At 74.3% G+C, this 22,790-nt stretch carries 19 protein-coding genes; 10 read left to right on the forward strand and 9 right to left on the reverse strand.

Translation table 11 applies throughout. The annotated features are described in order from the left end of the window. Positions 1 to 33: 33 nt before the first annotated feature. Positions 34 to 480: a nuclear transport factor 2 family protein gene (locus DZA62_RS25285; protein WP_116951709.1), complete on the forward strand. Its 447-nt coding sequence runs from the start codon at positions 34 to 36 to the stop codon at positions 478 to 480. Positions 481 to 607: 127 nt separating this feature from the next. Continuing rightward, the gene (locus DZA62_RS25290) at positions 608 to 1,435 is read left to right on the forward strand and encodes an isocitrate lyase/PEP mutase family protein (protein WP_116951710.1); all 828 of its coding nucleotides are present in this window, start codon (positions 608 to 610) and stop codon (positions 1,433 to 1,435) included. Positions 1,436 to 1,599: 164 nt separating this feature from the next. Here DZA62_RS25290 and DZA62_RS25295 read toward each other — a convergent pair whose 3' ends face one another. Then, positions 1,600 to 2,415 (reverse strand): phytanoyl-CoA dioxygenase family protein, encoded by an 816-nt coding sequence (locus DZA62_RS25295; protein ID WP_116951711.1) that lies wholly within the window; start codon positions 2,413 to 2,415, stop codon positions 1,600 to 1,602. Positions 2,416 to 2,575: 160 nt separating this feature from the next. Here DZA62_RS25295 and DZA62_RS25300 point away from each other — a divergent pair, with 160 nt between their 5' ends. Both DZA62_RS25300 and DZA62_RS25305 read left to right on the forward strand, forming a co-directional pair. Then, positions 2,576 to 3,412 carry an AraC family transcriptional regulator gene (locus DZA62_RS25300; RefSeq protein WP_116951712.1) on the forward strand — a complete coding sequence of 279 codons (837 nt, stop codon included), beginning with the start codon at positions 2,576 to 2,578 and terminating at the stop codon, positions 3,410 to 3,412. Positions 3,413 to 3,483: 71 nt separating this feature from the next. Next, on the forward strand, positions 3,484 to 4,167 hold the full coding sequence (locus tag DZA62_RS25305) for a helix-turn-helix domain-containing protein (RefSeq protein ID WP_116951713.1): 684 nt from the start codon (positions 3,484 to 3,486) through the stop codon (positions 4,165 to 4,167). Here the strand turns inward: DZA62_RS25305 and DZA62_RS25310 are convergent. After that, entirely contained in the window at positions 4,148 to 4,561 is a 414-nt protein-coding gene (locus DZA62_RS25310) for a VOC family protein (RefSeq protein WP_116951714.1), read from the reverse strand. The two genes, DZA62_RS25305 and DZA62_RS25310, sit on opposite strands and share 20 nt — an antisense overlap. 83 nt (positions 4,562 to 4,644) lie before the next feature. On the opposite strand from DZA62_RS25310, the gene DZA62_RS25315 reads away from it, so the two are divergent. The 3 genes from DZA62_RS25315 to DZA62_RS25325 are packed head-to-tail and all read left to right on the forward strand — an operon-like array spanning position 4,645 to position 6,749. Then, a complete protein-coding gene (locus tag DZA62_RS25315) occupies positions 4,645 to 5,007 on the forward strand; it encodes an MmcQ/YjbR family DNA-binding protein (RefSeq protein ID WP_116951753.1) in 363 nt (120 codons plus the stop codon). Positions 5,008 to 5,040: 33 nt separating this feature from the next. Next, entirely contained in the window at positions 5,041 to 5,535 is a 495-nt protein-coding gene (locus DZA62_RS25320; RefSeq protein WP_116951715.1) for a cation:proton antiporter regulatory subunit, read from the forward strand. A gap of 11 nt (positions 5,536 to 5,546) precedes the next feature. Next, positions 5,547 to 6,749: a cation:proton antiporter gene (locus DZA62_RS25325; RefSeq protein ID WP_116951716.1), complete on the forward strand. Its 1,203-nt coding sequence runs from the start codon at positions 5,547 to 5,549 to the stop codon at positions 6,747 to 6,749. Here the strand turns inward: DZA62_RS25325 and DZA62_RS25330 are convergent. The 5 genes from DZA62_RS25330 to DZA62_RS25350 all read right to left on the reverse strand — a co-directional run bounded on the left by DZA62_RS25330 (position 6,712) and on the right by DZA62_RS25350 (position 14,622). Continuing rightward, positions 6,712 to 7,785 (reverse strand): zinc-binding alcohol dehydrogenase family protein, encoded by a 1,074-nt coding sequence (locus tag DZA62_RS25330; RefSeq protein WP_116951717.1) that lies wholly within the window; start codon positions 7,783 to 7,785, stop codon positions 6,712 to 6,714. The genes DZA62_RS25325 and DZA62_RS25330 overlap by 38 nt on opposite strands. A gap of 2 nt (positions 7,786 to 7,787) precedes the next feature. After that, complete coding sequence (locus tag DZA62_RS25335; protein WP_157987898.1) at positions 7,788 to 8,354, reverse strand: Uma2 family endonuclease; 567 nt, start codon at positions 8,352 to 8,354, stop codon at positions 7,788 to 7,790. A gap of 145 nt (positions 8,355 to 8,499) precedes the next feature. Further along, positions 8,500 to 9,300, reverse strand: coding sequence for an endonuclease/exonuclease/phosphatase family protein (locus DZA62_RS25340; protein WP_198664164.1), 801 nt, complete (start codon positions 9,298 to 9,300; stop codon positions 8,500 to 8,502). A gap of 135 nt (positions 9,301 to 9,435) precedes the next feature. After that, positions 9,436 to 13,362: an AAA domain-containing protein gene (locus DZA62_RS25345; protein WP_157987899.1), complete on the reverse strand. Its 3,927-nt coding sequence runs from the start codon at positions 13,360 to 13,362 to the stop codon at positions 9,436 to 9,438. A 282-nt stretch (positions 13,363 to 13,644) separates the two neighbouring features. After that, positions 13,645 to 14,622, reverse strand: coding sequence for a helix-turn-helix domain-containing protein (locus tag DZA62_RS25350; protein ID WP_116951721.1), 978 nt, complete (start codon positions 14,620 to 14,622; stop codon positions 13,645 to 13,647). Between the two features lie 114 nt (positions 14,623 to 14,736). On the opposite strand from DZA62_RS25350, the gene DZA62_RS25355 reads away from it, so the two are divergent. Both DZA62_RS25355 and DZA62_RS35940 read left to right on the forward strand, forming a co-directional pair. Beyond that, a complete protein-coding gene (locus DZA62_RS25355; RefSeq protein ID WP_116951722.1) occupies positions 14,737 to 18,618 on the forward strand; it encodes a S8 family peptidase in 3,882 nt (1,293 codons plus the stop codon). A 53-nt stretch (positions 18,619 to 18,671) separates the two neighbouring features. Continuing rightward, a complete protein-coding gene (locus tag DZA62_RS35940) occupies positions 18,672 to 19,520 on the forward strand; it encodes an aminoglycoside phosphotransferase family protein (protein ID WP_157987900.1) in 849 nt (282 codons plus the stop codon). A 1-nt stretch (position 19,521) separates the two neighbouring features. On the opposite strand, the gene ggh is transcribed toward DZA62_RS35940, so the two are convergent. Further along, positions 19,522 to 20,853, reverse strand: a complete 1,332-nt coding sequence (ggh, locus tag DZA62_RS25365; protein WP_198664165.1) for a glucosylglycerate hydrolase — start codon at positions 20,851 to 20,853, stop codon at positions 19,522 to 19,524. 93 nt (positions 20,854 to 20,946) lie between these two features. On the opposite strand from ggh, the gene DZA62_RS25370 reads away from it, so the two are divergent. Then, positions 20,947 to 22,107 carry an ROK family transcriptional regulator gene (locus DZA62_RS25370; protein WP_116951724.1) on the forward strand — a complete coding sequence of 387 codons (1,161 nt, stop codon included), beginning with the start codon at positions 20,947 to 20,949 and terminating at the stop codon, positions 22,105 to 22,107. Positions 22,108 to 22,259: 152 nt separating this feature from the next. On the opposite strand, the gene DZA62_RS25375 is transcribed toward DZA62_RS25370, so the two are convergent. Continuing rightward, on the reverse strand, positions 22,260 to 22,742 hold the full coding sequence (locus DZA62_RS25375; RefSeq protein ID WP_157987901.1) for a helix-turn-helix transcriptional regulator: 483 nt from the start codon (positions 22,740 to 22,742) through the stop codon (positions 22,260 to 22,262). Positions 22,743 to 22,790: the final 48 nt, after the last annotated feature.

Below are 22,790 nucleotides of genomic sequence, written 5' to 3' on the forward strand. Positions count from 1 at the left end.
TTACTTGCATATCGCAAGTGAGGAGGTTCTGTCGTGTATCACACGATCGTCCGGGCCAAGGTCCGCCGGCTCTGGGACCGCATCGCCGAGACCGGCGACTTCCGGCTCGCCGTCGCCCAGGCCGCACCCGACCTGCGGTTCCGCTTCGTCGGCGACTCCACGTTCGGCGCGGACCTGCGCGGGCGCGACGAGTTCGCCCGCTGGTTCGCCCAGGCGGCGGAGACGCTGCCCGGTCTGCGGCTGCGCCCGACCGAGATCGTCGTCAAGGGCTGGCCGTGGAACACGACCGTGGTGGTGCGGCTCGCGGTCAGCGCCACGCTCGCCGACGGCAGCGCCTACACCAACGAGGGCGTGCAGTGGGTCCGGATCCGCTGGGGTCGCATGGTGGACGACTACGTACTGGAGGACACCGCCCGGCTGGCGGCCGCGTTGGAGCGGCAGCGGGCGGCGGTGGCGGCCGCCGGGTCGACGTCGACGTAGGCGGGGCCTGCCGGGGTCGGAGCGTCCGCCGGGCAGGACGGTCGGCCGGAGGGCCGGCCGAGGGGCGCAGGGTCTCGGCGGCGGAAAGCCGCCAGACTTTGTCGGACCCGGGTGGTTCACTGCGGACATGACGACTCTTCGCGACACCGCCGAGCTGTTCGGCTCGCTGCACCGGCCTGGGTCCCCGGTGTTGCTGCCGAACGCCTGGGATCCGCTCAGTGCCCGGCTGGTCGAGGCCGCCGGCGCGGCGGCGGTGGCCACCACCAGCGCCGGAGTGGCGTGGGCCCTCGGCACGGCCGACGGCGACCACATCGACCGCGACAGCGTGCTGGCGCTCACCCGCCGCGTCGTCGACGCCGTCGGTGTCCCCGTCACCGCCGACGTCGAGAGCGGCTTCGGCGCCACGCCCGCCGACGTCGGCGTCACCATCGAGGGCGTGCTCGCCGCGGGTGCCGTCGGGGCCAACATCGAGGACGTCCACCCCGACGACCCGAGTGCCCTGCGCGACCCCGGCGACCAAGCCGGCCGGCTGGCCGCGGCCCGCGCGGCCGCCGTCTCCGCAGGCGTGCCCTTCTACCTCAACGCCCGCGTCGACACCTATCTGCGCGCCGTCGGCGACCCGGCCGGCCGGTTCGCCGAGACCATCGCGCGAGCGCGGGCCTACCTGGCGGCCGGCGCCTCCGGGATCTTCGTCCCCGGCGTCGTCGACGTCCCCACGGTGACCCGCCTGGCCGCGGAGATCGCCGGACCGCTCAACGTCCTCGCCGGGCCCAGCGCTCCGCCGGTCGCCGACCTCGCCGCCGCCGGTGTTGCCCGCATCAGCCTCGGCTCCTCCGTCGCGGCCGCCGCGTACGGGGTCGCGCAGCGGGCCGCACGGGAACTGTTCGAGGACGGGACGTACACGTCGCTGGAGGGAGGGCTCGCCTACGGAGAACTGAACTCGCTGATGTCCTGACGCCCTGCCGCGACGCCGCCGCCGGCTCGCCGTCCGTTGATCATGGAGCAGCGCAGGCGCCGAGCGCTCGGCCGCACCGTGGGGCGGCCCACGCCCGCAGCTCACACCGTGGGCCCGGCGACCCGCACCCGCAGCCCGCGACCTGCGGCCCGCGCCCCGTGGCGTCAGCGCCGGTACAGCACCGGGTTCAGCGGGCTGGCCGCCACCTCGCCCGGCTCGATCCCCGGCAGCGTGGCCGCGAGGTTGCCGGCCTGGTGGTCGTTGACCGGCTCGGCCGCCACCATGTCGGCGTCGATGTAGATGACGGTCATCACGCGACGGGGGTCGGCGGCGACGTTGGGGCCGGCGTGGTGGAAGGTCCAGCCGAGGTGGCAACTGGCGTCGCCGAGGGCGAACGGTTCGTTGAACACGGGCAGACCCTGCTCGGCCAGCGCCACCTGCAGCGCCGCCTCGGACTCGTCGCTGATCGGCAGGTCGCGGCCGTGCTCGAACCGATGGCTGCCGGCGGCGAACGACAGCGGGCCCATCTCCAGCGGGGTGTCCTGCAGCGGCAGCCAGATCGTGCAGCACCGGTCCGACGCGAACGGCCAGTAGTACTGGTCGGCGTGCCACGGGGTGATGCCGCCGCCGGGTTCCTTGTACAGGGCCTGGTCGTGGTAGAGCCGCACCCCTTCGACGCCGAGGAGGGCGGCGGCGATCTCGGCCAGCCGGCGCGAGAACACCAGCTCCCGCACGAGCTCACTGTGCTTCCATAGATTTCCGACCTGCAGGAACGCCTTGTTGTACGTCGAGCGCTCGGCCATCGGCAGGTGCATGGTGTTCAGCTCGATCACCTTCTCGGTGATCTCCGGCTCGTAGTGCCGGACGACGTCCGGGGCGAGCACGCCGGGGAGGTGGACGAAGCCGTCGCGGTCGAAGGCGGCGATCCGGTCGGGCGTGAGGTCGTAGGGCGTGTCGAGAGCGGTCGACGTGGTGGTCATCGGGTCCTCCGGGAGAGAGCGGGTCTCGGGTGGGCGCCCACGTCCATGCTGCTGGCCGCGCACCCGGCGCCGCCACGCCGACGATGACGGTTTCCGGTACTCTCGCGGCCGTTTCAGGCCGTCGATCCGATCGATCACGCGCGCACCGTATCGTCGCCCCATGCGGCCCGCCCTGGAGCACATCGGCACCACGGGCGGCCTGTCCTGGAAGCGCCACCTGTTCCGCAGCCCCGCCTTCCGGTTCAGCTGGCACCTCCACCCGGAGATCGAGCTGACGCTGATCACGGCGGGCACCGGGACGCGGTACGCGGGCGACAGCATCGAGCCGTACGTCCCCGGCCGGCTCACCCTGCTCGGCCCCGGCGTACCGCACGCGTTCGTGTCGGCGACGCAGGGCCACAACGAGGCGGTCGTCATCCACTTCCGGCCGGATTTCCTCGGCCCGGGGTTGTTCGACGTGCCGGAGTTCGCGGCGGTCGCCGGGCTGCTGGCCGAGGCCGGGCGCGGGCTGGAGCTGGCGGTGCCGGCACCGATGGTCCGGCGGCTGGTCGAGCTGACGGAGGAGACCGGCCCCGCGGGCACGCTCGGCCTGCTGGACGTCCTGGTCCGGCTGGCCGACGGCGCGCGGGGGCGGCCGCTGGCCAGCCCCGGCTACCGGTCGCCGGCCCGGCCGGACGGCCGCCGCCGGATGGACGACGTGTTCGGGTATCTGCACGCGCGGTACGGCGAGCCGATCGACCTCGGCGACGTCGCCGCCGTCGCGCACCTGTCGCCGGCCGCCTTCAGCCGGTTCTTCCGCCGGGCGACCGGCCGTACGTTCACCGCGTACCTCGCCGAACTGCGCGTCGGCGCCGCCTGCCGGCTGCTCACCGAGAGCGACCGCGCCGTCGCCGACATCGCCGCGTCGTGCGGATTCGGCAACCTCTCGAACTTCAATCGGCGCTTCCGCGAGCTCAAGGCGATGACGCCGCGCGAGTACCGCGCCGCCTTCGGCTGACGGTCCGGGGGGCCGGCGATGCGGCCGGCGACACGGCGGCGCCTGTCGGTGCCGAGTGGCACAGTGAAGGCATGTACCGCGAGCGACCGTCCACCATCGCGCACGCGGTGGTCTGGTCGTCGACGGTGGCGACGGCCGAGGAGCACCGGGTGCTGCCCGACGGCTGCCTCGACCTGCTGTGGTCCAGCGACCGGTTGGTCGTCGCCGGCCCCGACACCGTGGCGCACCTCGCGTCGTGGCGGCCCGGCACGCCGTTCGTCGGGCTCCGGTTCGCCGCCGGGGTCGGCCCGCGGGTGCTCGGCCTGCCTGCCCACGAGCTGCGCGACCAGCGGGTGCCGCTCGACACCCTGTGGCCCGGCGCCGACGTGCGCCGGCTGGCCGAGCGGCTGGCCGAGGCGACCGACCCGGGCACGCTGCTCGAGAGCGTCGCCGAGCGACGGCTCGGCGAGGCGCCGCCTGCCGACCCGGTGGTCGAGCGGGTGGCGTGGCGGCTGAGCCAGGGCGCCGCCGTCGGCGCCGTCGCACGCGAAGTCGGACTGAGCGCGCGGCAGCTGCACCGGCGCAGCCTCGACGCGTTCGGGTACGGGCCGAAGACGCTGGCCCGCGTCCTGCGGCTCAACCGCGCGCTCGAGCTGGGCCGGTCCGGCACTCCGGCGGCCGACGCCGCCTTCGCGGCCGGCTACGCCGATCAGGCGCACCTGTCCCGCGAGGTGCGCTCACTGACCGGCGTCACGCTCACGACCCTGGTGGCGTAGCGCCCGGGAGCGCGGCGTAGAAGTCGACGCCGTTGCCGTCGGGGTCCTGGACCACGGCATACCGCTGGCCCCAGAACGCGTCCCACGGAGCGAGATGACTCTTGGCGCCGGCGGCGATCATCCGCTCGTACGCCGCGTCGACGTCCGCCGGCTCGGCGCATTCGAAGGCGAGGCTGCCGTGGCCGCCGGTCTCCGGCGTGAAGCCGGGATCGAACGCGGCGATGCTCGCGTGGGTGTCGAGCATCAGCTTCACCCCGGGAACGAGCGGGATCTCGGCGTGCGGCGCGGACTCGGCGCCGTCGGGAACGTCGAGGCCGAGAGTGCGGTAGAACTCCAGCGAGCGGGCCATGTCGGCGACCGCGAATCCGATGGCGTTGAAGCGTGGCTGTGTCATGGGGACGACGCTACGAGCCTTCGCGCGCAGCCGTCTTGAAGGAATCGGACGCCGCTACGCTGAAACGCGTGGCGCACCCGCGGATGTACAGCGACGACGACCCGTACCTCGCCGAGCTGCGCGCCGCTTGTCTCCGGTTCCCCGAGGCGGCCGAGGTGGAGGCGTGGGGGCGGCCGACCTTCCGCGCGGGGAAGAAGATGTTCGCCGTCTTCGAGGGCAACGACGCGCACCCGTTCGCGGTGATCTTCAAGCCCGACGCGGCCGACCGCCCGGCGCTGCTGCAGGACCCGCGTTTCTACGTCCCCGCCTACTACGGTCCCAGTGGCTGGTTGTCGCTCGACTTCACCGCCGCCGAGGTCGACTGGACCGAGGTCGGCGAGCTGCTGGACGGCTCGTACCGGCAGGTCGCGCTGCAGCGGATGCTCAGGGCGCTGGACGCCCGGTGAGGCCGGGCGGCGCCCGGAGGTAATGTCGAAGGCGTGGCAGTGCGCATCGAGCAGGTCGACCTGCCCGGCATCGGGGTACGGCACGACGTGCTGACGCAGACCGGCCGCCGGGTCAGCGTCCTGACACAACGTTCCGGCGAGCGCACCCTGGCCGTGTTCGACGTCGACGACCCCGACTCCTGCCGCGACCCGATCACGCTCACCGACGACGAGGCCGAGGCGCTGGCCGAGCTGCTCGGCGCGTCGGTCATGCTCGGCCAGCTCGCGGCGCTGCGCGACCACACCGCCGGGCTCTACACCGAGCAGATCGCCGTCGGCGCCGCGTCACCGTTCGTCGGCCGCGCGCTGGGCGACACCCGGGCACGCACCCGCACCGGCGCGTCGATCGTCGCCCTGCTCCGCGACGGCGGCGTCGTGCCGTCGCCGGGGCCGGAGGCGCCGCTGCAGACCGGCGACCTCCTGGTCGCGGTGGGCACCCGCGAGGGCCTCGACGCACTGGCCCGGCTCATCGCCGACGGCGCGAACTGACCTCCTGCCCCATGGCGGAGACCACCACCCTCCTCATCGAGATCGGTGCGCTCCTGCTGGGCATGGGGCTGCTGGGCCGGCTGGCCGGCCGCATCGGGATGTCGCCGATCCCGCTGTACCTACTGGCCGGGTTGGCCTTCGGGCAGGGCGGCCTGCTGCCGCTGTCGGCGAGCGAGGAGTTCTTCGAGGTCGGCTCCGAGGTCGGCGTGATCCTGCTGCTGGTCATGCTGGGCCTGGAGTACTCCGCCGGCGAGCTGGTCACGAACATCCGCCGCTCGGCGCTGTCCGGGTTGTTCGACGCGCTGCTCAACGCGTTGCCCGGTGCGGCGTTCGCGCTGCTGCTCGGCTGGGGCCCGGTGGCCGCCGTCGCGCTGGCCGGCGTGACCTGGGTGTCGTCGTCGGGCGTCATCGCGAAGGTGCTGCGCGATCTCGGCCGGCTGAACAACCGCGAGACGCCGGTCGTGCTGTCCATCCTGGTCATCGAGGACCTCGTGATGGCGTTCTACCTGCCGGTGCTGTCCACGCTGGTCATCGGTGCCGGGCTGGCCGAGGGCGCGCGGACGCTGGCGATCGCGGTGACCGCGGCGCTGGTCATCCTGTACCTGGCGTTGCGGCACGGCAGCATCATCTCGACGCTGTTCTCGCCGCGGCAGCGGGAAGCGCTGCTGCTGGGCGTGCTCGGGCTGACGATGGTGGTCGCCGGCGTCGCTGAGCAGGTGAACGTGTCCGCCGCGGTGGGGGCGTTCCTGGTGGGCATCGCGATCTCCGGTCCCGTGGCCGAGCACGCCTCGGAGCTGCTGACGCCGTTGCGGGACGTGTTCGCGGCGGTGTTCTTCATCTTCTTCGGGCTGACCACCGACCCGGCCGACATCGGCCCAGTGCTGCTGCCGGCCCTCGCGCTGGCGATCGTCACGACGGCGACGAAGGTGCTCACCGGGTGGCTCGCCGCCCGGCGCGCCGGCATCGCCGAGCCCGGACGGTGGCGGGCCGGACTGGCATTGGTCCCACGCGGCGAGTTCTCCGTCGTCATCGCCGGGCTGGCGGTGAGCGCCGGCATCGAGCCGACGCTGGCGCCGCTGGTGACGACCTACGTGCTGCTGACGGTCGTGTTCGGGCCGCTGTTGTCGCGGCTGCCCGACACCCCCTGGTTCCGGGACGTGCTGCGGCAGCGGGTGCTCAACCGAGGGCGGGGACGAGTACCGCCGCGCCGGTGACGACGTCGGCGGCGAGGTCGCCGAGCGCGGCGTCGGCGCGGCCCAGCGGATACGGCGTCGTGGTGACCTGCAGCCGGTGCTCACCGGCGAAGCGCAGGAACGCGCGCGCGTCGTCGCGGGTGTTGGCGGTGACGCTGCGCAGCTGCCGCTCCTGGAACAGGTGCCGCTGGTAGTTCAGCGGCGGGACGTCGGTGAGGTGGATGCCGGCGACGGCGAGCGTGCCGCCGCGGTCGAGGGCGGCCAGCGCCGGCGGCACCAGATCGCCGACCGGGGCGAACAGGATCGCGGCGTCGAGCGGTTCCGGCGGCGGGTCCGCGGCGCCGCCCGCCGAGGCGGCGCCCAGCTCGAGCGCCAGCCGTTGCGCGGCCGGGCTGCGGGTGAGCACGTGCACCGTGGCGCCCTGGGCCAGCGCGACCTGCGCGGCGAGGTGGGCGCTGGCGCCGAACCCGTAGACGCCCAGCCGGCCACCGGGCGGCAGTTCGGCGCGGAGCAGCGCGCGGTAGCCGATGATGCCGGCGCACAGCAACGGCGCCAGCTCGACGTCGTCGTAGCCGGACGGCAGCGCCAGGGCGTAGGCGGCCGGGACGGTCGCGTACTCGGCGTACCCGCCGTCGGCGTCCCAGCCGGTGTAGGTCGAGGCCGGGCACAGGTTCTCGGCGCCGCGCCGGCAGTAGGCGCAGGTCCCGTCGGTGCCGCGCAGCCACGCGATGCCGACGCGGTCGCCCGGCGCGAGCGCCGGCGTCGCTGTGGCCGCCGGGGTCGCCGCAGCCGCCGCATCGGCGGGCGCCGGGTCGCCGGCGGCGTCGGCGGGCTCGCCCAGCGCCACCACCTCGCCGACCACTTCGTGGCCGGGCACGACGTGCGGACGGTGCACGGGCAGGTCGCCCTCGGCAACGTGGAGGTCGGTGCGGCAGACGCCGCAGGCGAGGACCCGGACCAGCAGCTCGCCGGGGCCGGGCCGGGGCACCGCGTCGTCGACGAGGGTCAGCGGCCGGCTCGCCATCGGGCCGGGCGTCGTGACCCGCCAGGCGCGCATCGTCAGTCGAAGGTCAGCAGCGCGCCGACGTCGATGGTCAGCGGGAACGGCCGCTCCAGCGAGATGACGCCGCAACCGCGGGCGACCTCCTTGTAGGCGCCGCCCACCAGCTCGGATGCCACGAACCGGCTGTCGTCGTCAGCCGCCGGGTCGATGATCCAGTACGCGGGAATCCCCGCTTCCTCGTACTCGGACCGCTTCGTGACCCGGTCGGTCCGCCGCGATCCCGGCGAGACGACCTCCACGACCAGCTTGGTGTCCGCGGCGGGGATACGCTGAGTCCCCTGTGGTACCTGCCCGCAGACCACAACGTCGGGCACCCGGATTGTCGGCCAGGGCCCCAAGTCGATGGCCAACTCGGCCCCGGGGAGGACACGGTGCCCAGGCGGCCGGTGTTCACGAAGGACGTGCGTCAAGGCCCCGATGATGTCCTGATGATCCGATACTGGCCGCGGGCTCATGAGCACGGTCCCGTCGACCAGTTCGTATCGCATGCGCGGGTTGATGTCCTCGAGCGCATCCCAATCCTCGACGGTCACGAGGTGGTCGGGCACAACGATGGTCGTCATCTCAGCCTCCACCGATCGATCGTGTTCTGACCGTCGAGTCATACCGTCACGATACGCGGATCGGCACCCTCACGCGTGTGCCCGGATCCGCCGGCCCGGTTGCCCGAACCCGGCGGATCCGCGCCTCGGAAACGTGCCCTACTCGCTATTCGCCCAGGCCGACGCGGGAACCGGGCAGCAGGACCTCCGCCTTCGCCGGCAGGTGGTCCGACGCGTCGGTGGAGACCACGGCGGCGCTGCGGGTGATGACGTCGCCGGACGTGAGCACGTAGTCGATGCGGGCGTTCGGGTCCTCGGCCGGGTAGGTGTGGCCGTCGCCCACGCCGGCGGCCTCCCAGGTGTCGACGAGATCGTCGACGAGTTCACGGATCTCCGGCGACGACGGGACGGCGTTGAGGTCGCCGAGCAGGACGACCGACTCGTCGGGCTCGCCCATCAGTTCCTCGATGGCCGCGACCTGCTCGAGCCGCTCGTTGGCGTCGTTGTGCTGCAGGTGGGTGTTGTAGACCGTCACCCAGACACCCCGGACGTTGATGCGGGCGCGCAACAGGCCGCGCTGCTCGTGCCCTTCGTACTTGGGCAGGAAGGTGTTGTCCCACTCGCGGATCGGCCGCTCGCTGAGGATCGCGGTGCCGTACTGCCGCCGCGGCTCCCCCGCCTGCGCCGGGTCGAGGTCGAGGTTGGCGCCGTAGACGACGTGCATGTCCAGCTCGTCGGCGAGCCAGGCGGCCTGGTCGACGAAGTCGCTGCGCTCGCCCCAGTGGCGGTCGACCTCCTGCAGGCCGACGACGTCGACGCCTTCGGTCTTGATGACGTCGGCGACCCGCTGCAGGTTCAGCAGGCCGTCGGTGCCGACGCCGTGGTGGACGTTGAAACTCATGACGGTGAGCGGCCGGTCGCGGGGCGACGGGTCGGCGGACGAAGCGGGCAGAGCGGTCCCGGCCATCAGTCCCAAGACTGCCAGAGCCGCGGGGACGGCGGTGCGGAACAGGCGCATGGTGGGGTCCCTTCGACGTCACGGAGCACGTGTCGTCGAGCCTTCCCACTGCGGATGACTTGTAGACAAACCTCCCGCAAACGGTCAGTCGAGCAGACCGTCGATCGGTTCGCCGGACCGCACCTGCCACGTCGGCACCCGCAACACCCGGGTCACCGGCGGCAGCCCCGACTCCGGCACCAGCCCGGTGAGCAGCCGCCGGCGGCGCAACAGCAGCCGCAGGTGCCGGGCGGCGTCCTCGCCCGGCCAGCCGCGGTCCAGCAGGACGGCGGTGCTGCCCGACGGTGTCCGCACCAGCACGTCGACCCGGTAGCCGTCGACGACGGCATTGGGCTCGACCTCACCGACGCCGGCGGCGGTCAGCCGCGTGCACAGCGCCTCGACCAGCGGATCTGTGAAGACGGCGGACTCCAGCGGCGCCGGCGGGTTCGGCCGGACGTGGAAGGAGCGGACCGACGACATGCGGGACAGCAGCGCCGGCAGCCCGGCCTGCCGCGACCAGAACCCGTGCTGACCGACGGTGACGACGTGGGCCCGCGCGCGGCCGACCGCCCCGCTCCACAGCGCCGTCTGGCCCTGCGCCCAGCGGACCGTCTGCTCGGGCATCTCCTCGCCGGCGACCAGTGACAACACGACGGCGTCGCAGTCGACCGGGTCGTCGTCGGCCACGCAGGCCACCGGGACCGGCTCGAACCGGAACAGCGACCGCAGCTCCTCGGCCTGGGCCCGGAACGGCGTGGCGACGGCGATCGTGGCGCCGTCGGGCAGCTGCTCGCGCAGCTCTTTGACCGCCCACACGACGCGGTCGATCTCGGCCTGGTTGCGCCATGACCCGCCGTTGGCACCGCGTTCGGGCGTGCCGGTGACGTCCTCCCAGAGCAGCAGCGTGGCGTCGCCGGTCTCGGCGTCGTGCGCCCGGGGCAGCGCGCCGACGTCGGTGACGACCGTCAGCCGTCCCTCGTAGAAGTGCTCGTCGACGATGCGGGCGATGCCCGGGTGCGCGCCGTCGTGCTCGTCGAGCAGCAGCGGCTCCTCGACGTTGGGCAGTGCGGCGTCGAAGACGGAGTCGCCGCGGAAGGACAGCCGCCGCTCGGAGAGGAAACCGGCGCTGAGCCCGGCCCCGCGGCGGGCGCGGCGCAGCCGGTGGTCGCTGAGGCCGGGCGCGCGCAGCCGCTGCCGGGGGTCGCCGACGACGAGCGCGCGGCGGGCACGGAACAGCAGCGGCAGTGCGGCGGACACCGGGCAGTGGTGCGCGTCGTCGATGACGACCAGGTCGAACATGCCGGCTTCGAGCGCCAGCTGACCGGCGTCCTGCGGCGTGAGCGCCCAGCCGCCGAGGTGGCTGAGCAGCTCGCGGTGGCTGGACTGACGGTTCCGCCCGCCCGGCTCCAGCGCGATGCGGCGCGCCTCGAGGCGCTCGCGCGCGGTGCCGGCCTGCTCGGCGACGACGACCGTGAGCAGCTCGGCGGACAGCTCGGCGACCCGCGCGGACAGCTCGCGACCCTCGAGGTCCAGCGCGTCGTCGCTGACGGCGAGCACCTCGCGCCGGTCGCCACGCAGCCGGTCCTCGGCCCGCGCGAACAGCAGCAGGGAGTCGAACGCGGCCGGGTCGAGCAGTGCCCCACGGGCGGCGTCGGAGCCGGCACCGGCGTCGGCGAGGGCGCGGACGAACGCGAGCACCAGGTTGCGCCGGCGCAGCCCGCCCATGAGATGGGTCTCGGTGAGCGTCCGGGCGCGGTCGATCCAGTCGGCCAGCCCGGCGTCGTCGCCGCGCCAGGCGGCGCCCAGCACGTCGACCGGCACACCCAGCCGCTCGGCCGCCGCGGACCGGGCGGCGGTGGTCTTGCGCAGCAGCGTCTCGAGGTCGTTCCGTTCGGCCAGCCGGTCGCGCCAGGCCCGGACCTGCAGCTGGGCGGCGGCCAGCTCGGCGGCGACGGCACCGCGGGTGCGCCCGCCCGACGCGTCCTTGGTCGAGCGGAGCAGCTCGCGGACGATCTGCTTCTCCTCGGCCCGGGCCTGCGCGTCGCCGGTCTTGATCAGCAGGCCGGTCGCGAGCGTGGCGCACCGGTCGGCCAGCCGCTGCAGCGCGGCGTCGTCGGCCGAGGCGACCAGCACCTTCTGGCCGGCGGCGACGGCGGTGGCGACGACGTCGACGAGGAGGTCGTCCTTGCCGGTGCCGGGCGGCGCCGCGACGACGGTGAGCGGCCGCGACATGGCCGCCGCCAGCACCGTCTGCTGGCTCTCGTTCAGCTCGGCGGGCAGCACCGGCGCGACGGCGGAGCGGGTCGTCGTGCGCAGCCCGACCGGCTTGCCCAGGAACTCCAGTGCCGTGCCGGGCACGTCGGGGAGCCGCTCGCCCAGCTCGGCCAGCTCGGCGGCGACGGCCTGCTGGGCGGCCCGCCGGGACTCGACGTACAGCACGCAGGCGGTGTTGTGCACGCCGGTGCGGTTGGCGGTCTTCTGGTCGACGGTGCCCAGCGCGGCGGGGTCGAGGCGGTCCAGCTCCTCCAGCCCGAGCCGCTTCAGCAGTTGCCGGATGGCCACCAGCAGCTGATCGCGGTCGCCCGCCTTCCAGCTCTGCCGCCAGGCCGCCAGCACGCTGGCCGCCTCCTGGTCGTCGAGGCAGGCCTGCAGGATGCCGGCGTGCGGCAGCACCGGGCCGACGGGCCGCAACGCGGCGGCGCCGCGGGCGTCGACGGTGACCTCGGCGCGACGGACCAGCAGCGGAGCGACGGTGGGCGGGGCCAGCGGGTCGCCCGAGTGCCGGCGGCCGGCGCCGGCCAGCGTGACGACCGGATACCCGTACCAGACGTCGCGCTCCTTCCAGTCGAACGTGTCGACACCGGCGGGCGCCAGCGTGGTGGCCTCGGCGCCGCTGATCAGCGCCTCGGCACCGTCGGTCATCGGGAACCAGTCGACGGACTCGGCGCCGCGCACCGGCAGCGCCTCCGGCGACGGCGCCTCGGCCAGGCACGCCCGGTAGTAGGCGATGACCTCGCGCCAACCGGGGTCGGCCACCTGGTCGCCGTGGCCACCGCCCGCGGCACCGGCGCCGCCGGCGGCGTCCGCGCTGCCTCCGGCGGGGACGGCGACGGCGCTGCCGGCCCCGGCCGACGCGCCGCTGCTCTCGCGTCCGCCGTCGCCGTCGAGCAGGCTGAGCGCCCGCACCGCCGACCGGGCGATGACGTGGTTGCCGGTGACGGCCAGCGTCGACGTGGCCGGCAGCTGCTCGGCGGGCACGCCCTGAGCGGTGAGCTTGGTGGTCAGGTAGCGGGCGAGGTCCTCGGCGGTGATCCACGGACCCAGGCCGTCCTTCACCCGGCCGGTGCGCAGTCCCTCGACGATCTCGCCGGTGAACCGGGACGTGCCCAGCTGCGGGATCGGCTCGGCCATGGCGGCCGCGGGCTGCGGCGCCGGCGACGCGGAGATGACGTAGACCCCGGCCGGCTCGAGCATGACCTGCCGCCGCTGGACGGCGAACCGGTCCGTCTCCGGGCCGGGCAGGCAGGTGTCGAGCAGCACGACCTTGCTGGCCGCCCGGCACTCCTGCAACTGGTCGCGGAGGAAGTCGGCCGGGACGGCGGTGCGCGCGAGGTCGGCGGGGTCGGTGTCGGCGGCCGCGAGATAGAGCCGGCCGTCGGCGCCGGACACCTGCGCGTAGCCGGCCAGGTAGACCAGCACGGTGTCGGCCAGGGCGCGCTCCTCGAGGAACGTCTCGACCGCCCGCATGATCTCGCCGCGGCTGCCGTCGGCGACCACCTGGCAGGTGTCGACCATGCCCACGTCGGCACGCTGCAGGACCTGCCGCAACTGGCGCAGCCCGGCCGCCGACGTCGGCAGCAGCGGGTAGCCGGCGTGGTCGTGGACGGCGGTGCCGATGAGGAGCGCGGCGCGGTCGCCCGCTGGCAGCCGGCGGCGGTCCGGCACCGCGGGTGCGGCGGTGGACTCGAATGCGGACGGGAACCGCAACGACGCTTCCGGAGTGCGCCGTGGCGGCGCCGGAAGTGTCACGGTGGCCGGCCTGACGGCCACGAATCGATCGCGGACAGGCTCGGTTCGCACATGCATCGACGGCTCGTTCATCAGGCTCCCTCGCGTCTGGCCTGCCCGCGGCGAACACCCCGTTCACCTGCGGTTCTCTCGCAGACTAGGTACGCATCGCGACGTATGTCGGATCTTGGAGGAATATGGTCCGAACACCCGATGGAGTACTCGGACGAGAGGATCGTGGTGATCTAGAAAACAATCACGTATAAGCGCGCAGACTCATTCGATCATGGGAATTCCGCGTTGTCATACCGAATCCGCACCGGCCAGTCCGCGCGCCACCGCCAGTGCTCCGGCCTGGAACCGGGTGCGGGCGCCGAGCGACTCCATCAGGGTCGCCAGCTGCCGGCTCAGGGTCCGCGGACTGACGCCCAGCTGGCGAGCGATCGCCTGGTCGCCGAGCCCCGCCACCAGCAACGGCACCAGTGCCGACACGGCCGGGTCCGCCTCGCCGGCCTGCCGCTCCGTCGCCTCGAACCCGGCGATCGGCAGCGCGAGGTCCCAGAGCACCTCGAACAGCGACACCAAGGCGTCGACCAGGGTCGAGGCGTACACGACGAGGGCCTGCTCGGCGCTCTGCTCGAAGCTCAGCGGCAGAATCGCCACCGAGGCGTCGGCGATCGCCATCTTCAGCGGCACCACCGGCGAGGTGCGAGCCTGCTCACCGGCGTCGACCAGCCGGCGCAACTCGTCGAGGCGGCCGGGCCGCTCCAGTCCCTCCGGCGCATAGATGCCGCGGCAGCGCACGCCGCGGGCGAGCAGGTCGTACTCGCTGTCGTTCGGCTGATCCAGGGCCTGCGCATACGGCGGGCGGTCGAGCACCAGCAGCTCCTGGGCGACGGTCTGCTCCATCTGCATGAACCGGTGCGCGACGGCCTGACGCCCACGCACGATCTCGATGAGGTCCCCGGACTCGTGGACGTGCTCCATCGCCATCTCCTGCAGCAGCCCGCGGGCGCCCTCGCGGGCCAGCGCGAGCTCTCGCTGCCGCTGCGCCACGAGGACGTCGACGGCGACGTCCGGCCGGACGGGCACGAACCGCACCGGAGCACCGGCGAGCCGGGTGACCAGCCCGAGCTGTTCGAGCCGGCGCACCGACCGGCGCAGCGTGGACGTCGCGTGCCCACCGGTGTCGGCGAGGTCCTCCAAGGTGCTGCGGGGCAGGCGCAGCAGCGTCCGATAGAGCTCCTCGTCCTGCGCGGTCACGCCGAGCGCCTGCAGCATGGCGAGATCATGCCATGGCGAAAATTCGCCACAAAAGTGCCTGGCGTGCCGGTACGTCCACCTCGAACACTGAGGCGGTCAGCCCTCCGGTGACACAGTGAAGGAGCCGCGGTCATGAGCGGTCGGTCGGGCACATCCAGGCGTCGTCTCCCCGCGATCCTCCTCGGCGGGTCGGTCGTCGCGACGCTCGTGGCGGCGACACCCGGGCATGCCGACGGGCCGGCGGCCACGCCCGCGAACGCGGCCGCGACGACGCTCGGAGCCGCGCCGCACGACGTCACGGTGACGCTGGTCACCGGCGACCGCGTCCAGGTGCACGAGGCGGCCGACGGGCGGCAGAGCATCACCGTCGACCCCGCGCCCCGGCCGAACGGCGTGGTGCCGCAGTTCCACGTCACCGGCCGGGGCGACACCACGTCGGTGATCCCGACGGACGTCGCCGCGCTGGTGCCGTCGCGGCTCGACGCCGCGCTGTTCGACATCGAGACGCTGGCGGCGCAGCGGGCCGGCGACACGCTGCCGCTGATCCTCGACTACGCCGACGACATGGTGCGGCCGCTCGACGCGGAGCCGGTCCCCGGTGCCGCCACCGCCCTCGAGCTGCCCGCGCTGAACGCCGTCGCCGTCGACGCCGAGCCCGGCGTGTTCGGCGCGGCGGTGCTCGGCCTGACCACCACGGGCGACGACGTCCGGACGCTGGCGTCCCAGCCGCTCGCCGGGGTGGAGAAGATCTGGCTCGACGCCCGCATCAAGGCGAGCCTGGACCGCAGCACCGGGCAGATCGGCGCACCGGCCGCCTGGGACGCCGGGTTCGACGGCACCGGCGTCACCGTCGCCGTCCTCGACACCGGCATCGACGACACCCATCCCGACCTCGCCGGGAAGGTCCAGGCGGCGGCGAACTTCTCCTCGGATCCCGACACCACGGACGGCGCCGGGCACGGCACCCACGTCGCGTCGACCGCGGCCGGCACCGGCGAGGCCTCCGGCGGCGACCGCCGCGGTGTGGCGCCCGGCGCGTCACTGCTCAACGGCAAGGTGCTCAACCACGACGGGTACGGGGAGATCTCCTGGGCGCTCGCCGGCATGGAGTGGGCCGCGCAGCAGGGCGCCGACATCGTCAACATGAGCTTCGGGCTCGGCCCCGGACACGTCGAGGCGCCGCTGCTGACGGCGACCGTCGAACGGCTGGCCGCCGAGTACGGCATCCTCTTCGTCGCAGCCGCGGGCAACGAGAGGTGCGCCGCCTGCATCGGCAGCCCGGCCGACGCCCCGTCGGCCCTCACCGTGGGCGCCGTCGACCGCGAGGACCGGCTGGCCGCCTTCTCCAACCGCGGCCCGGTCTTCGGCAGGTACTCCGTGAAGCCCGACGTCACCGCGCCGGGCGTGAGCATCTCGGCAGCGCGGGCCGGTGGCGGTGACCCCTACGTCGCCTACACCGGCACGTCGATGGCGGCACCGCACGCCGCCGGCGCCGCCGCGCTGCTGGCCCAGGCGTACCCGGACCTCACCGCCGCGGAGCTGAAGTCGGCCCTGATGTCGACCGCGATCCCCTCGGCCGGCCAGGGTCTGTTCGACCAGGGCACCGGCCGCATCGACGTGCGCCGCGCGCTGGCCGGCCCGGTGCTCGCCGGTGGCGAGGCGCTGGACTTCGGGCTGGTCCCGTTCCCCGAGGACGGCCCGGTCCCGCCGCAGCAACGCACGGTCACCTACCGCAACGTCGGGGACGCGCCGGTGACGGTGCGGCTGGAGGCCGACCTGCCCGGCGCCGACGCCGGCGGCCTGACGGTGACCCCGTCGCAGCTGGTCGTCGAGCCGGGAACGGTCGCGACCGCGGAGGTCGTCCTGGACGTCGCCGGTGGCACTCCCGGCCAGTACGCCGGCGAGCTGCGGGCCACGGCAAGCGGCGCCGCACCCGTGCGCATGCCGGTCTCGTTCGAGGTCGAGGCCGAGCACTTCGAGGTCACGCTCACGGCGGTCGCGGGCGACGGCCGGCCGGCCCTCCCGTTCGGGAGCTTCCTCCCCACCCCGATCGTCAGCGTCGACACCGGCGAGCAGATGTGGGAGCCGTGCCGGAGCCAGGTGCCCGAGCAGGCGATCTGCGTGCGGGTCCCGGGCGGCACGTACTCGATGCTGGCCTGGGTGGTCACGAAGCCGGCGTGGGACGTGAGCGACGGCTCGGTCCACACCACGACGCCGCTGCACTCCGCGCTGGTGGGCGACCCCGAGGTCACCGTCGCCGAGGACATGTCGCTGGTCATGGACGCCCGCGAGGCGGTCGAGGTGGAGATCACGACGCCCGACCACGAGACCCGGGCCAACCTCGGCGGCGCCGCGGCGCTGAACTGGGTGCGCACCCCCGTCGAGGGACCGGCCACCGCCGACTACCTGATCAACGCGCCGGGAGCGCAGGTCGAGGAGCGGCTGTTCCTGCAGCCCACCGACGAGGTGATGCTCGGCTCGTTCACCGCGTCGACGCGGTTCCGGCTGAGCCCGCCGGACATCACCCTGGCCGCCGACGGGCTGCGGCTCGACCCCGTGTACCTGCCGCCGGACGCCTTCAGCGACAACAGCTGGGAGTTCCCGATGTTCGAGGGCACGGCCACGCTGCCGGTCGTCGACATCGGCGACGGGCAGCCCGATGACCTCGCCGGGCTGGACCTGGACGGCGCACTGGCGCTGGTCCGCCGATCCGACACCGTCCCGACCGGCGAGCAGGTCAACCGGGCGGCCGCCGCCGGCGCCGCCCTGGTGGCGGTCTACCACGACCGGCCCGGGTCCAGCGCCGAGGTCACCGGCGACCCCGTCCACATCGACGTGCCCGCCGTCCGGCTGTCGCACGAGCAGGGCCTGGCGCTGCTCGAACGGCTCGCCGACGGACCGCTCACCGTCACGGCGACCGGCGACCCGGACAACCCGCTCCGCTACGACCTGGTCCACACCGAGCGCGGCCAGATCCCCGCCGACCTCAGCCACGTCGCCGACGCCGACGAGCTCGCCGCCGTCGAGCGCGACCTGCACGTCCAGCTCGACGGCACGCTCAGCGACACGTCGTGGGCGTTCGAGCCGGGCGCCGACTTCTCGGTCACCTGGGCGTACCCGATCCGGACGACGCCGGACCGGCGGGTCGACTACTACGTGCCCGATCCCGGCACCGAGTGGCAGCACGGCCTCTACACGCCGCAGAGCCCGTACAACCACAACTGGCCCGACCCGTTCGTCACCCCGCTCAAGCCGCTCAGCCCGTTCCTGACCTACGACGAGCCGGGCCGCCGGCAGACCAGCTGGCTGCGGCAACCGCTGGTGCCGGGCTTCGACAGCAGCGCGCCGATGACCCGTCAGGGCGACGAGCTGATCATCCCCACGGCCGGCTATGTCGACGCCGACGACCACTTCGCCGAGGCCGTCGCCGACGGCGACGGCGCGGGCTACGACGGGCTGTTCCAGGTCTGGCACGGCGACAGGCTGCTCGGCGAGGCGAGCGGCAGGGAGCGGCCGGGCGGCACGATCCCGCTGCCGCCGGGCGACGAGACCTACCGCATCGACTACTCGCTGGAGAATCACACCCCGTGGGCGGCGTTGTCGACACGGACGCGGACCTCGTGGACGTTCGTCTCCGGCACGACGCCCGCCGATCAGCCGCCTGCCGTGGTGCCGCTGCTCACCCTCGACCACGACTTCGGCGCCGATCTCGGCAACCGGCTGCCCGGGCCACGGGACCGGCGCGGCCCGAACGAGATCTCCGTCGCCGCCGGGCACCTCGCCGGCGCCGAATCGCGGATCACCGGCCTCACCGTCGACGTGTCGTACGACGACGGCGCCAGCTGGCAGCCGCTTCGGGTGCGCCGCACCGGCGACACGTTCGCGGCGCATCTGCCCAACCGCCCGCCACGCGGCCACACCGGGTTCGTTTCGCTCCGCTTCGGCGCCGCCGACGCCGCCGGCAACCGGATCGACCAGGAGATCATCCGGGCGGCGGCGCTGCCGGCGGACTGACCCGGCCGGAATTCCGCGTGCGCACCGTCGCGACGTCGTGTGACGATCACGGCGTGGACGCGGAGTCGGTCCTCGCCGAGGTCAACGCCGGGCATGGCCCCCGGTGGTCGCTGGTCCGCCCGCTCGACGGCGGATTCCAGACGGGCGCCTGGCTGCTGGCCGACCGGTCCGGCCGGTCCGCGGTCCTGAAGTGGGGCCCGGACCGCGACTGGGCGCCGCAGGTGGTTCGCGCCGCCACGGCGGTCGCGCGGGTCCGCGCCGCCGGATACCCGACGCCGGCCTGGTACGCGGTCGGCCGCACGCGAGGCGGCGGGGCCTACCAGGTCCAGGAGTACGTCCGTGGCCGTGCGCTGGACACGGTGGATCCGAGACAGGCGACGGCGCTGATCGACGTCCTGGAGCGGCAGGCCGGACTGGGCCCCGACCCGCGGCGCGACTGGTCGGCCTACGTCCGCAATCTGCTCACCGACGGGTGGCCGGCGCTCAGCTACCCGGTCGCCGCGGCCGGACCGGCCGGGCGGCGTTTCGTGGCCGAGTGCGAGCGCCAGCTCCCCGCCGGCCCGCCGGCGAACCTGCCCGCGGCCGATCTGGTGCATGGCGACTTCCGGCCCGGCAATGTGCTCTTCGAGGGCGGCCGCGTCAGCGGAGTCGTCGACATCGAGGCGCTGGGGTGTGGCACCCGGGCCTACGACTACGCGACGTTGCTCACCGCGCGCGAGGTCGGCGCCGCGGCCCGGCGCGCGGTCATCGACGCCGGCCGACGGGTCGCCGGCCGGGCCGTCCTCCGCTGGTGCTTCATCGCCGCCGCGGCCGAGCTGCTCGGGTTCATGCGCCGGCACGGACGACCGGGCGCCGACGCCGCGGCGCGGCAGCTGCACGCCGTTCTCGCCGAGATCGGGTGAGTCAGCGCGCCAGCCAGTCGAGGGCGACGGCGGCGGTCCAGGACTGGTGCAGGCTGCCCAGCGGCTCGCCCGTGAACGGCTCGTAGTACTCGCCGAAGTCGCCGCCGGCGAGCTGCCGCAGCGACGCGTCGCGCAGCCGCCGGGCGCCGTCGTCGTCGCCCTGGCGCTCGAACGCCCAGCCGAACAGCCACGACATGATCGGCCAGACCGGGCCGCGCCAGTACGTCCTCGCCTGCAGGCCCGGGTCTGCGGGCGAGACCGACGGCGGCAGCGGATGCGCCAGCTCGGGGTGCCCGCACCAGCGCTCGCCCCAGAACAGCGACCGCTGCCGGGCCACGACGGGGCCGCCGTCGGCGCCGCAGAACAGCGGGGCGAAGCCGGCGATCGTCTCGGTCTCGATCCAGCGCCCGGACCGGCGGTCGAGGTCGCGGGCCAGTCCCGTCGACGGCGACACCGTCGACAGCACGCCGGCGCGGAACCGGGCGGCCAGCTCGCGCAGCTCGGCGGCATCATCGTCGAAGCCCAGCTCGTCGCCGAGAGCGGCCAGTTCGTCGCTGGCGACGGCGAGGATCGCGGACATGAACACGTCGGCGACCCGGAACGCGACGACCTCGCGGGCGGCGGTGTCGTCGTAGCGGACCCGGCGCAGCTGCTCGACGATCCACAGGTACCGGCCGTACTCGGCGTCGGTGGGCCGTTCGCGCACGTCGCCGACGTGGTGGACGTCGGTGCGGACGAAGCCGGGCAGGTCGTCGCCCGGGACGACGGCGGCGTAGGGCTGGTCCCAGCGCGGCGAGTTGTCCATGCCGCTCTCCCAGCCGTGGTGGATCTCCACCAGGCCGCGGCCGTCGGGATCGCGCGCGGTGGCCAGCCAGCGGTGCCAGGCCAGCCAGGACCCGAATGTCTCACGGACGAACGCCTCGGCCTGCTCGCGGGTCTCGCCGCCCGCGGCGCGCCCGGCGTCGAGGATGCGGCGCACCGCGATGGCGTGCACCGGCGGCTGGCAGATGCCCGACGTCCGGACGGCGGCGGGGGCGGCCGCCGCGGCCTGTGTCGCCCACCGTTCCGGGCCGGGGAAGTAGCCGTCGCCCTCGGAGAAGACGATGTGCGGGATCATCCCGGTCGACCACTGGGCGCGCAGCAACGTGCGCAGCTCGGTGATGGCGCGCGGCACGGACAACCGAGCCAGCCCGACGGCGATCAGCCCGGAGTCCCAGCTCCACATGTGCGGGTAGAGCCGCGGCGCCGCCGCCGTCATGGAGCCGAGGTCGTTGCCGCGCAGGACGTCGGCCGCGCGGTCGCCGAGCCCCACATCACTGACAGGGACCCGCACCGCGCCTCCTCCGATGTCGCCGGGATGTCGCCCCAGCGACCAGGCTTCGGTATCGTCCTGCTTTTGTCAACTCGCTGTACGTAAGGGGCTAGCGTGACGGCGCTGCGTACCACCGGCCGGCCCGCGGCGACGGCCGGCAGCTCGCCCGGCCGGCTGCTGGAGCTGATCCGCTCCCGCGACGACTGGACCCGCCAGCAGCTACTGGCCGAGACCGGGCTGTCGCGGATGACGCTGTTCGAACGGCTGGACGCGCTGTTCCGCGCCGGGCTGGTGTACGAGGCGGGGCCGGCCGGGCCGACCGGCGGCCGTCCGGCGGCGCTGATCCGGTTCGCCGACCAGGGCCGCGTCGTCCTCGTCCTCGACCTCGACCACCACACCGGGCGCATCGCGGTCACCGACCTCACCGGGCGCAGTCTGCGCGAACGCGAGCTGCCGCTGGACATCGCCGGCCCGCCGGACGTGGTGCTGGCGACGGTGTGCCACGTCGCGGACGGCCTGCTGGCGGCGGCCGACGGCGAGACGCTGGTCGGGGTGGGCGTCGCGCTGCCCGGCCCGGTGTCGCCGGTGACCGGGCTGCTGCGCCCGGCGACCGTCATGCCCGGCTGGGACGGTTTCCCGATCGCCGCCGTCATCGGGGCGCGCTGGCCGGTCCCCGTCCTGCTGGAGAACGACGCCCGCGCGCACGCGCTGGGCGAGGCGGCCGAACGGCCGGGCGCCACGCCGCTGCTCGCGGTGAAGTACGCGCACGGCATCGGCGCCGGCCTGGTGCTGGACGGCGCGCTGCTGTGCGGGTTCGACGGCGCGGCCGGCGACATCGGGCACATCCGGGCCGGCTCGGGCGGCGACGCGCCGACCTGCCGGTGCGGGCGGACGGGGTGCCTGGCGGCGTACGCGTCGGGCTACGCGCTGCTGCGGCGGCGCGGCGTGACGCCGTCGTCGTCGGACGATCTCGCCGCGCGGCTGGCGGCGACGGCGGACCTGCGCGACGGGGCGCGGCTGCTCGGCCGGACGCTGGCCGGGCTGGTCGCGTTGGTCAACCCGCAGACCATCGTGCTGGGCGGCGCGCTCGGGCGGCTGTCGGCGGTGGTCGACGAGGTGCGTACGGCCGTGCGGGCCGACGCGCTCGACCGGCTGACCGGCGACCTGGAGATCGTGCCGAGCACGGCCCACCACCCGGCCGCCGTCGGCATGGCCGCCCTGGTCACCGGGCACGTGTACGCGCCGGCCGCCGTCGACGCGCTCGTCGCGACCTGACCACCGTGTGCCGGCCCCGGTCAGCTGTGCGTCCCGTGCGCCGTCCGTCCGTGCGCGGTGCGTCCCGTGCGCCGAACCCGGTGACACCCCGCCCGGCCGGGTGGGAGGCCCACCCTACGGGCGGGCACCGACAGAGTCGCCGCGAACGAGGCTCAGAGCGCGGGGCGGCGGCGCCGGGTCTGCCGGGCGGCCCAGTGGTCGATGATCGGCCGGGTCCACAGCGGCACCCGCTGGTTCAGCGTGACGATGGGCGGCGGCATCTGCTGGCGCGCGTGGTAGGCGTTGACGGTGCTGCGGGTGACGCCGAGCAAGCGGGCGATCGCCGACGCCGTCAGCAGCGCCGCCGGGTCGAGTTCCGGCGCCCACAGGCCCACCACGACCTCGGACCGCGCCAGGATCTCGTCCACCGGCACCTCCACGGTCGCCGCCGACCCGAGCGTCGCCAGCGGGATGCACCAGCGCAGCTCCGGCCGCGCGTCGGGGCCCTCCAGCCAGTCGCGGTCCAGCAGGACGACCTCGCCGTCGTCGCGGGTGGCCCGCGGGGCGCCGGCGTAGCGGCGGCCGAACGTCACGTCCTCGGCGCCCGGGACCGGCTGGCGCGAGTTCGTGTAGACCCACGTTCCGCCAGTGCGCAAGTAGTTGCCACCACCGGCGACCAACTCGGCATCAGGCCAGGTCAAAGG

It is taken from the genome of Jiangella endophytica (genome assembly GCF_003427025.1).
Taxonomy (GTDB): domain Bacteria; phylum Actinomycetota; class Actinomycetes; order Jiangellales; family Jiangellaceae; genus Jiangella; species Jiangella endophytica.

Excerpts from the sequence above, each read along its gene's own strand:
- DZA62_RS25300 (WP_116951712.1), top strand. The coding sequence starts at position 2,576 with ATGCGGCCCGCCCTGGAGCACATCGGCACCACGGGCGGCCTGTCCTGG.
- DZA62_RS25340 (WP_198664164.1), bottom strand. The coding sequence starts at position 9,300 with ATGGCCGGGACCGCTCTGCCCGCTTCGTCCGCCGACCCGTCGCCCCGC.
- DZA62_RS25350 (WP_116951721.1), bottom strand. The coding sequence starts at position 14,622 with ATGCTGCAGGCGCTCGGCGTGACCGCGCAGGACGAGGAGCTCTATCGG.
- DZA62_RS25310 (WP_116951714.1), bottom strand. The coding sequence starts at position 4,561 with ATGACACAGCCACGCTTCAACGCCATCGGATTCGCGGTCGCCGACATG.
- DZA62_RS25355 (WP_116951722.1), top strand. The coding sequence starts at position 14,737 with ATGAGCGGTCGGTCGGGCACATCCAGGCGTCGTCTCCCCGCGATCCTC.
- DZA62_RS25290 (WP_116951710.1), top strand. The coding sequence starts at position 608 with ATGACGACTCTTCGCGACACCGCCGAGCTGTTCGGCTCGCTGCACCGG.
- DZA62_RS25305 (WP_116951713.1), top strand. The coding sequence starts at position 3,484 with ATGTACCGCGAGCGACCGTCCACCATCGCGCACGCGGTGGTCTGGTCG.
- DZA62_RS25325 (WP_116951716.1), top strand. The coding sequence starts at position 5,547 with ATGGCGGAGACCACCACCCTCCTCATCGAGATCGGTGCGCTCCTGCTG.
- DZA62_RS25335 (WP_157987898.1), bottom strand. The coding sequence starts at position 8,354 with ATGACGACCATCGTTGTGCCCGACCACCTCGTGACCGTCGAGGATTGG.
- DZA62_RS25315 (WP_116951753.1), top strand. The coding sequence starts at position 4,645 with ATGTACAGCGACGACGACCCGTACCTCGCCGAGCTGCGCGCCGCTTGT.
- DZA62_RS25295 (WP_116951711.1), bottom strand. The coding sequence starts at position 2,415 with ATGACCACCACGTCGACCGCTCTCGACACGCCCTACGACCTCACGCCC.
- DZA62_RS25330 (WP_116951717.1), bottom strand. The coding sequence starts at position 7,785 with ATGCGCGCCTGGCGGGTCACGACGCCCGGCCCGATGGCGAGCCGGCCG.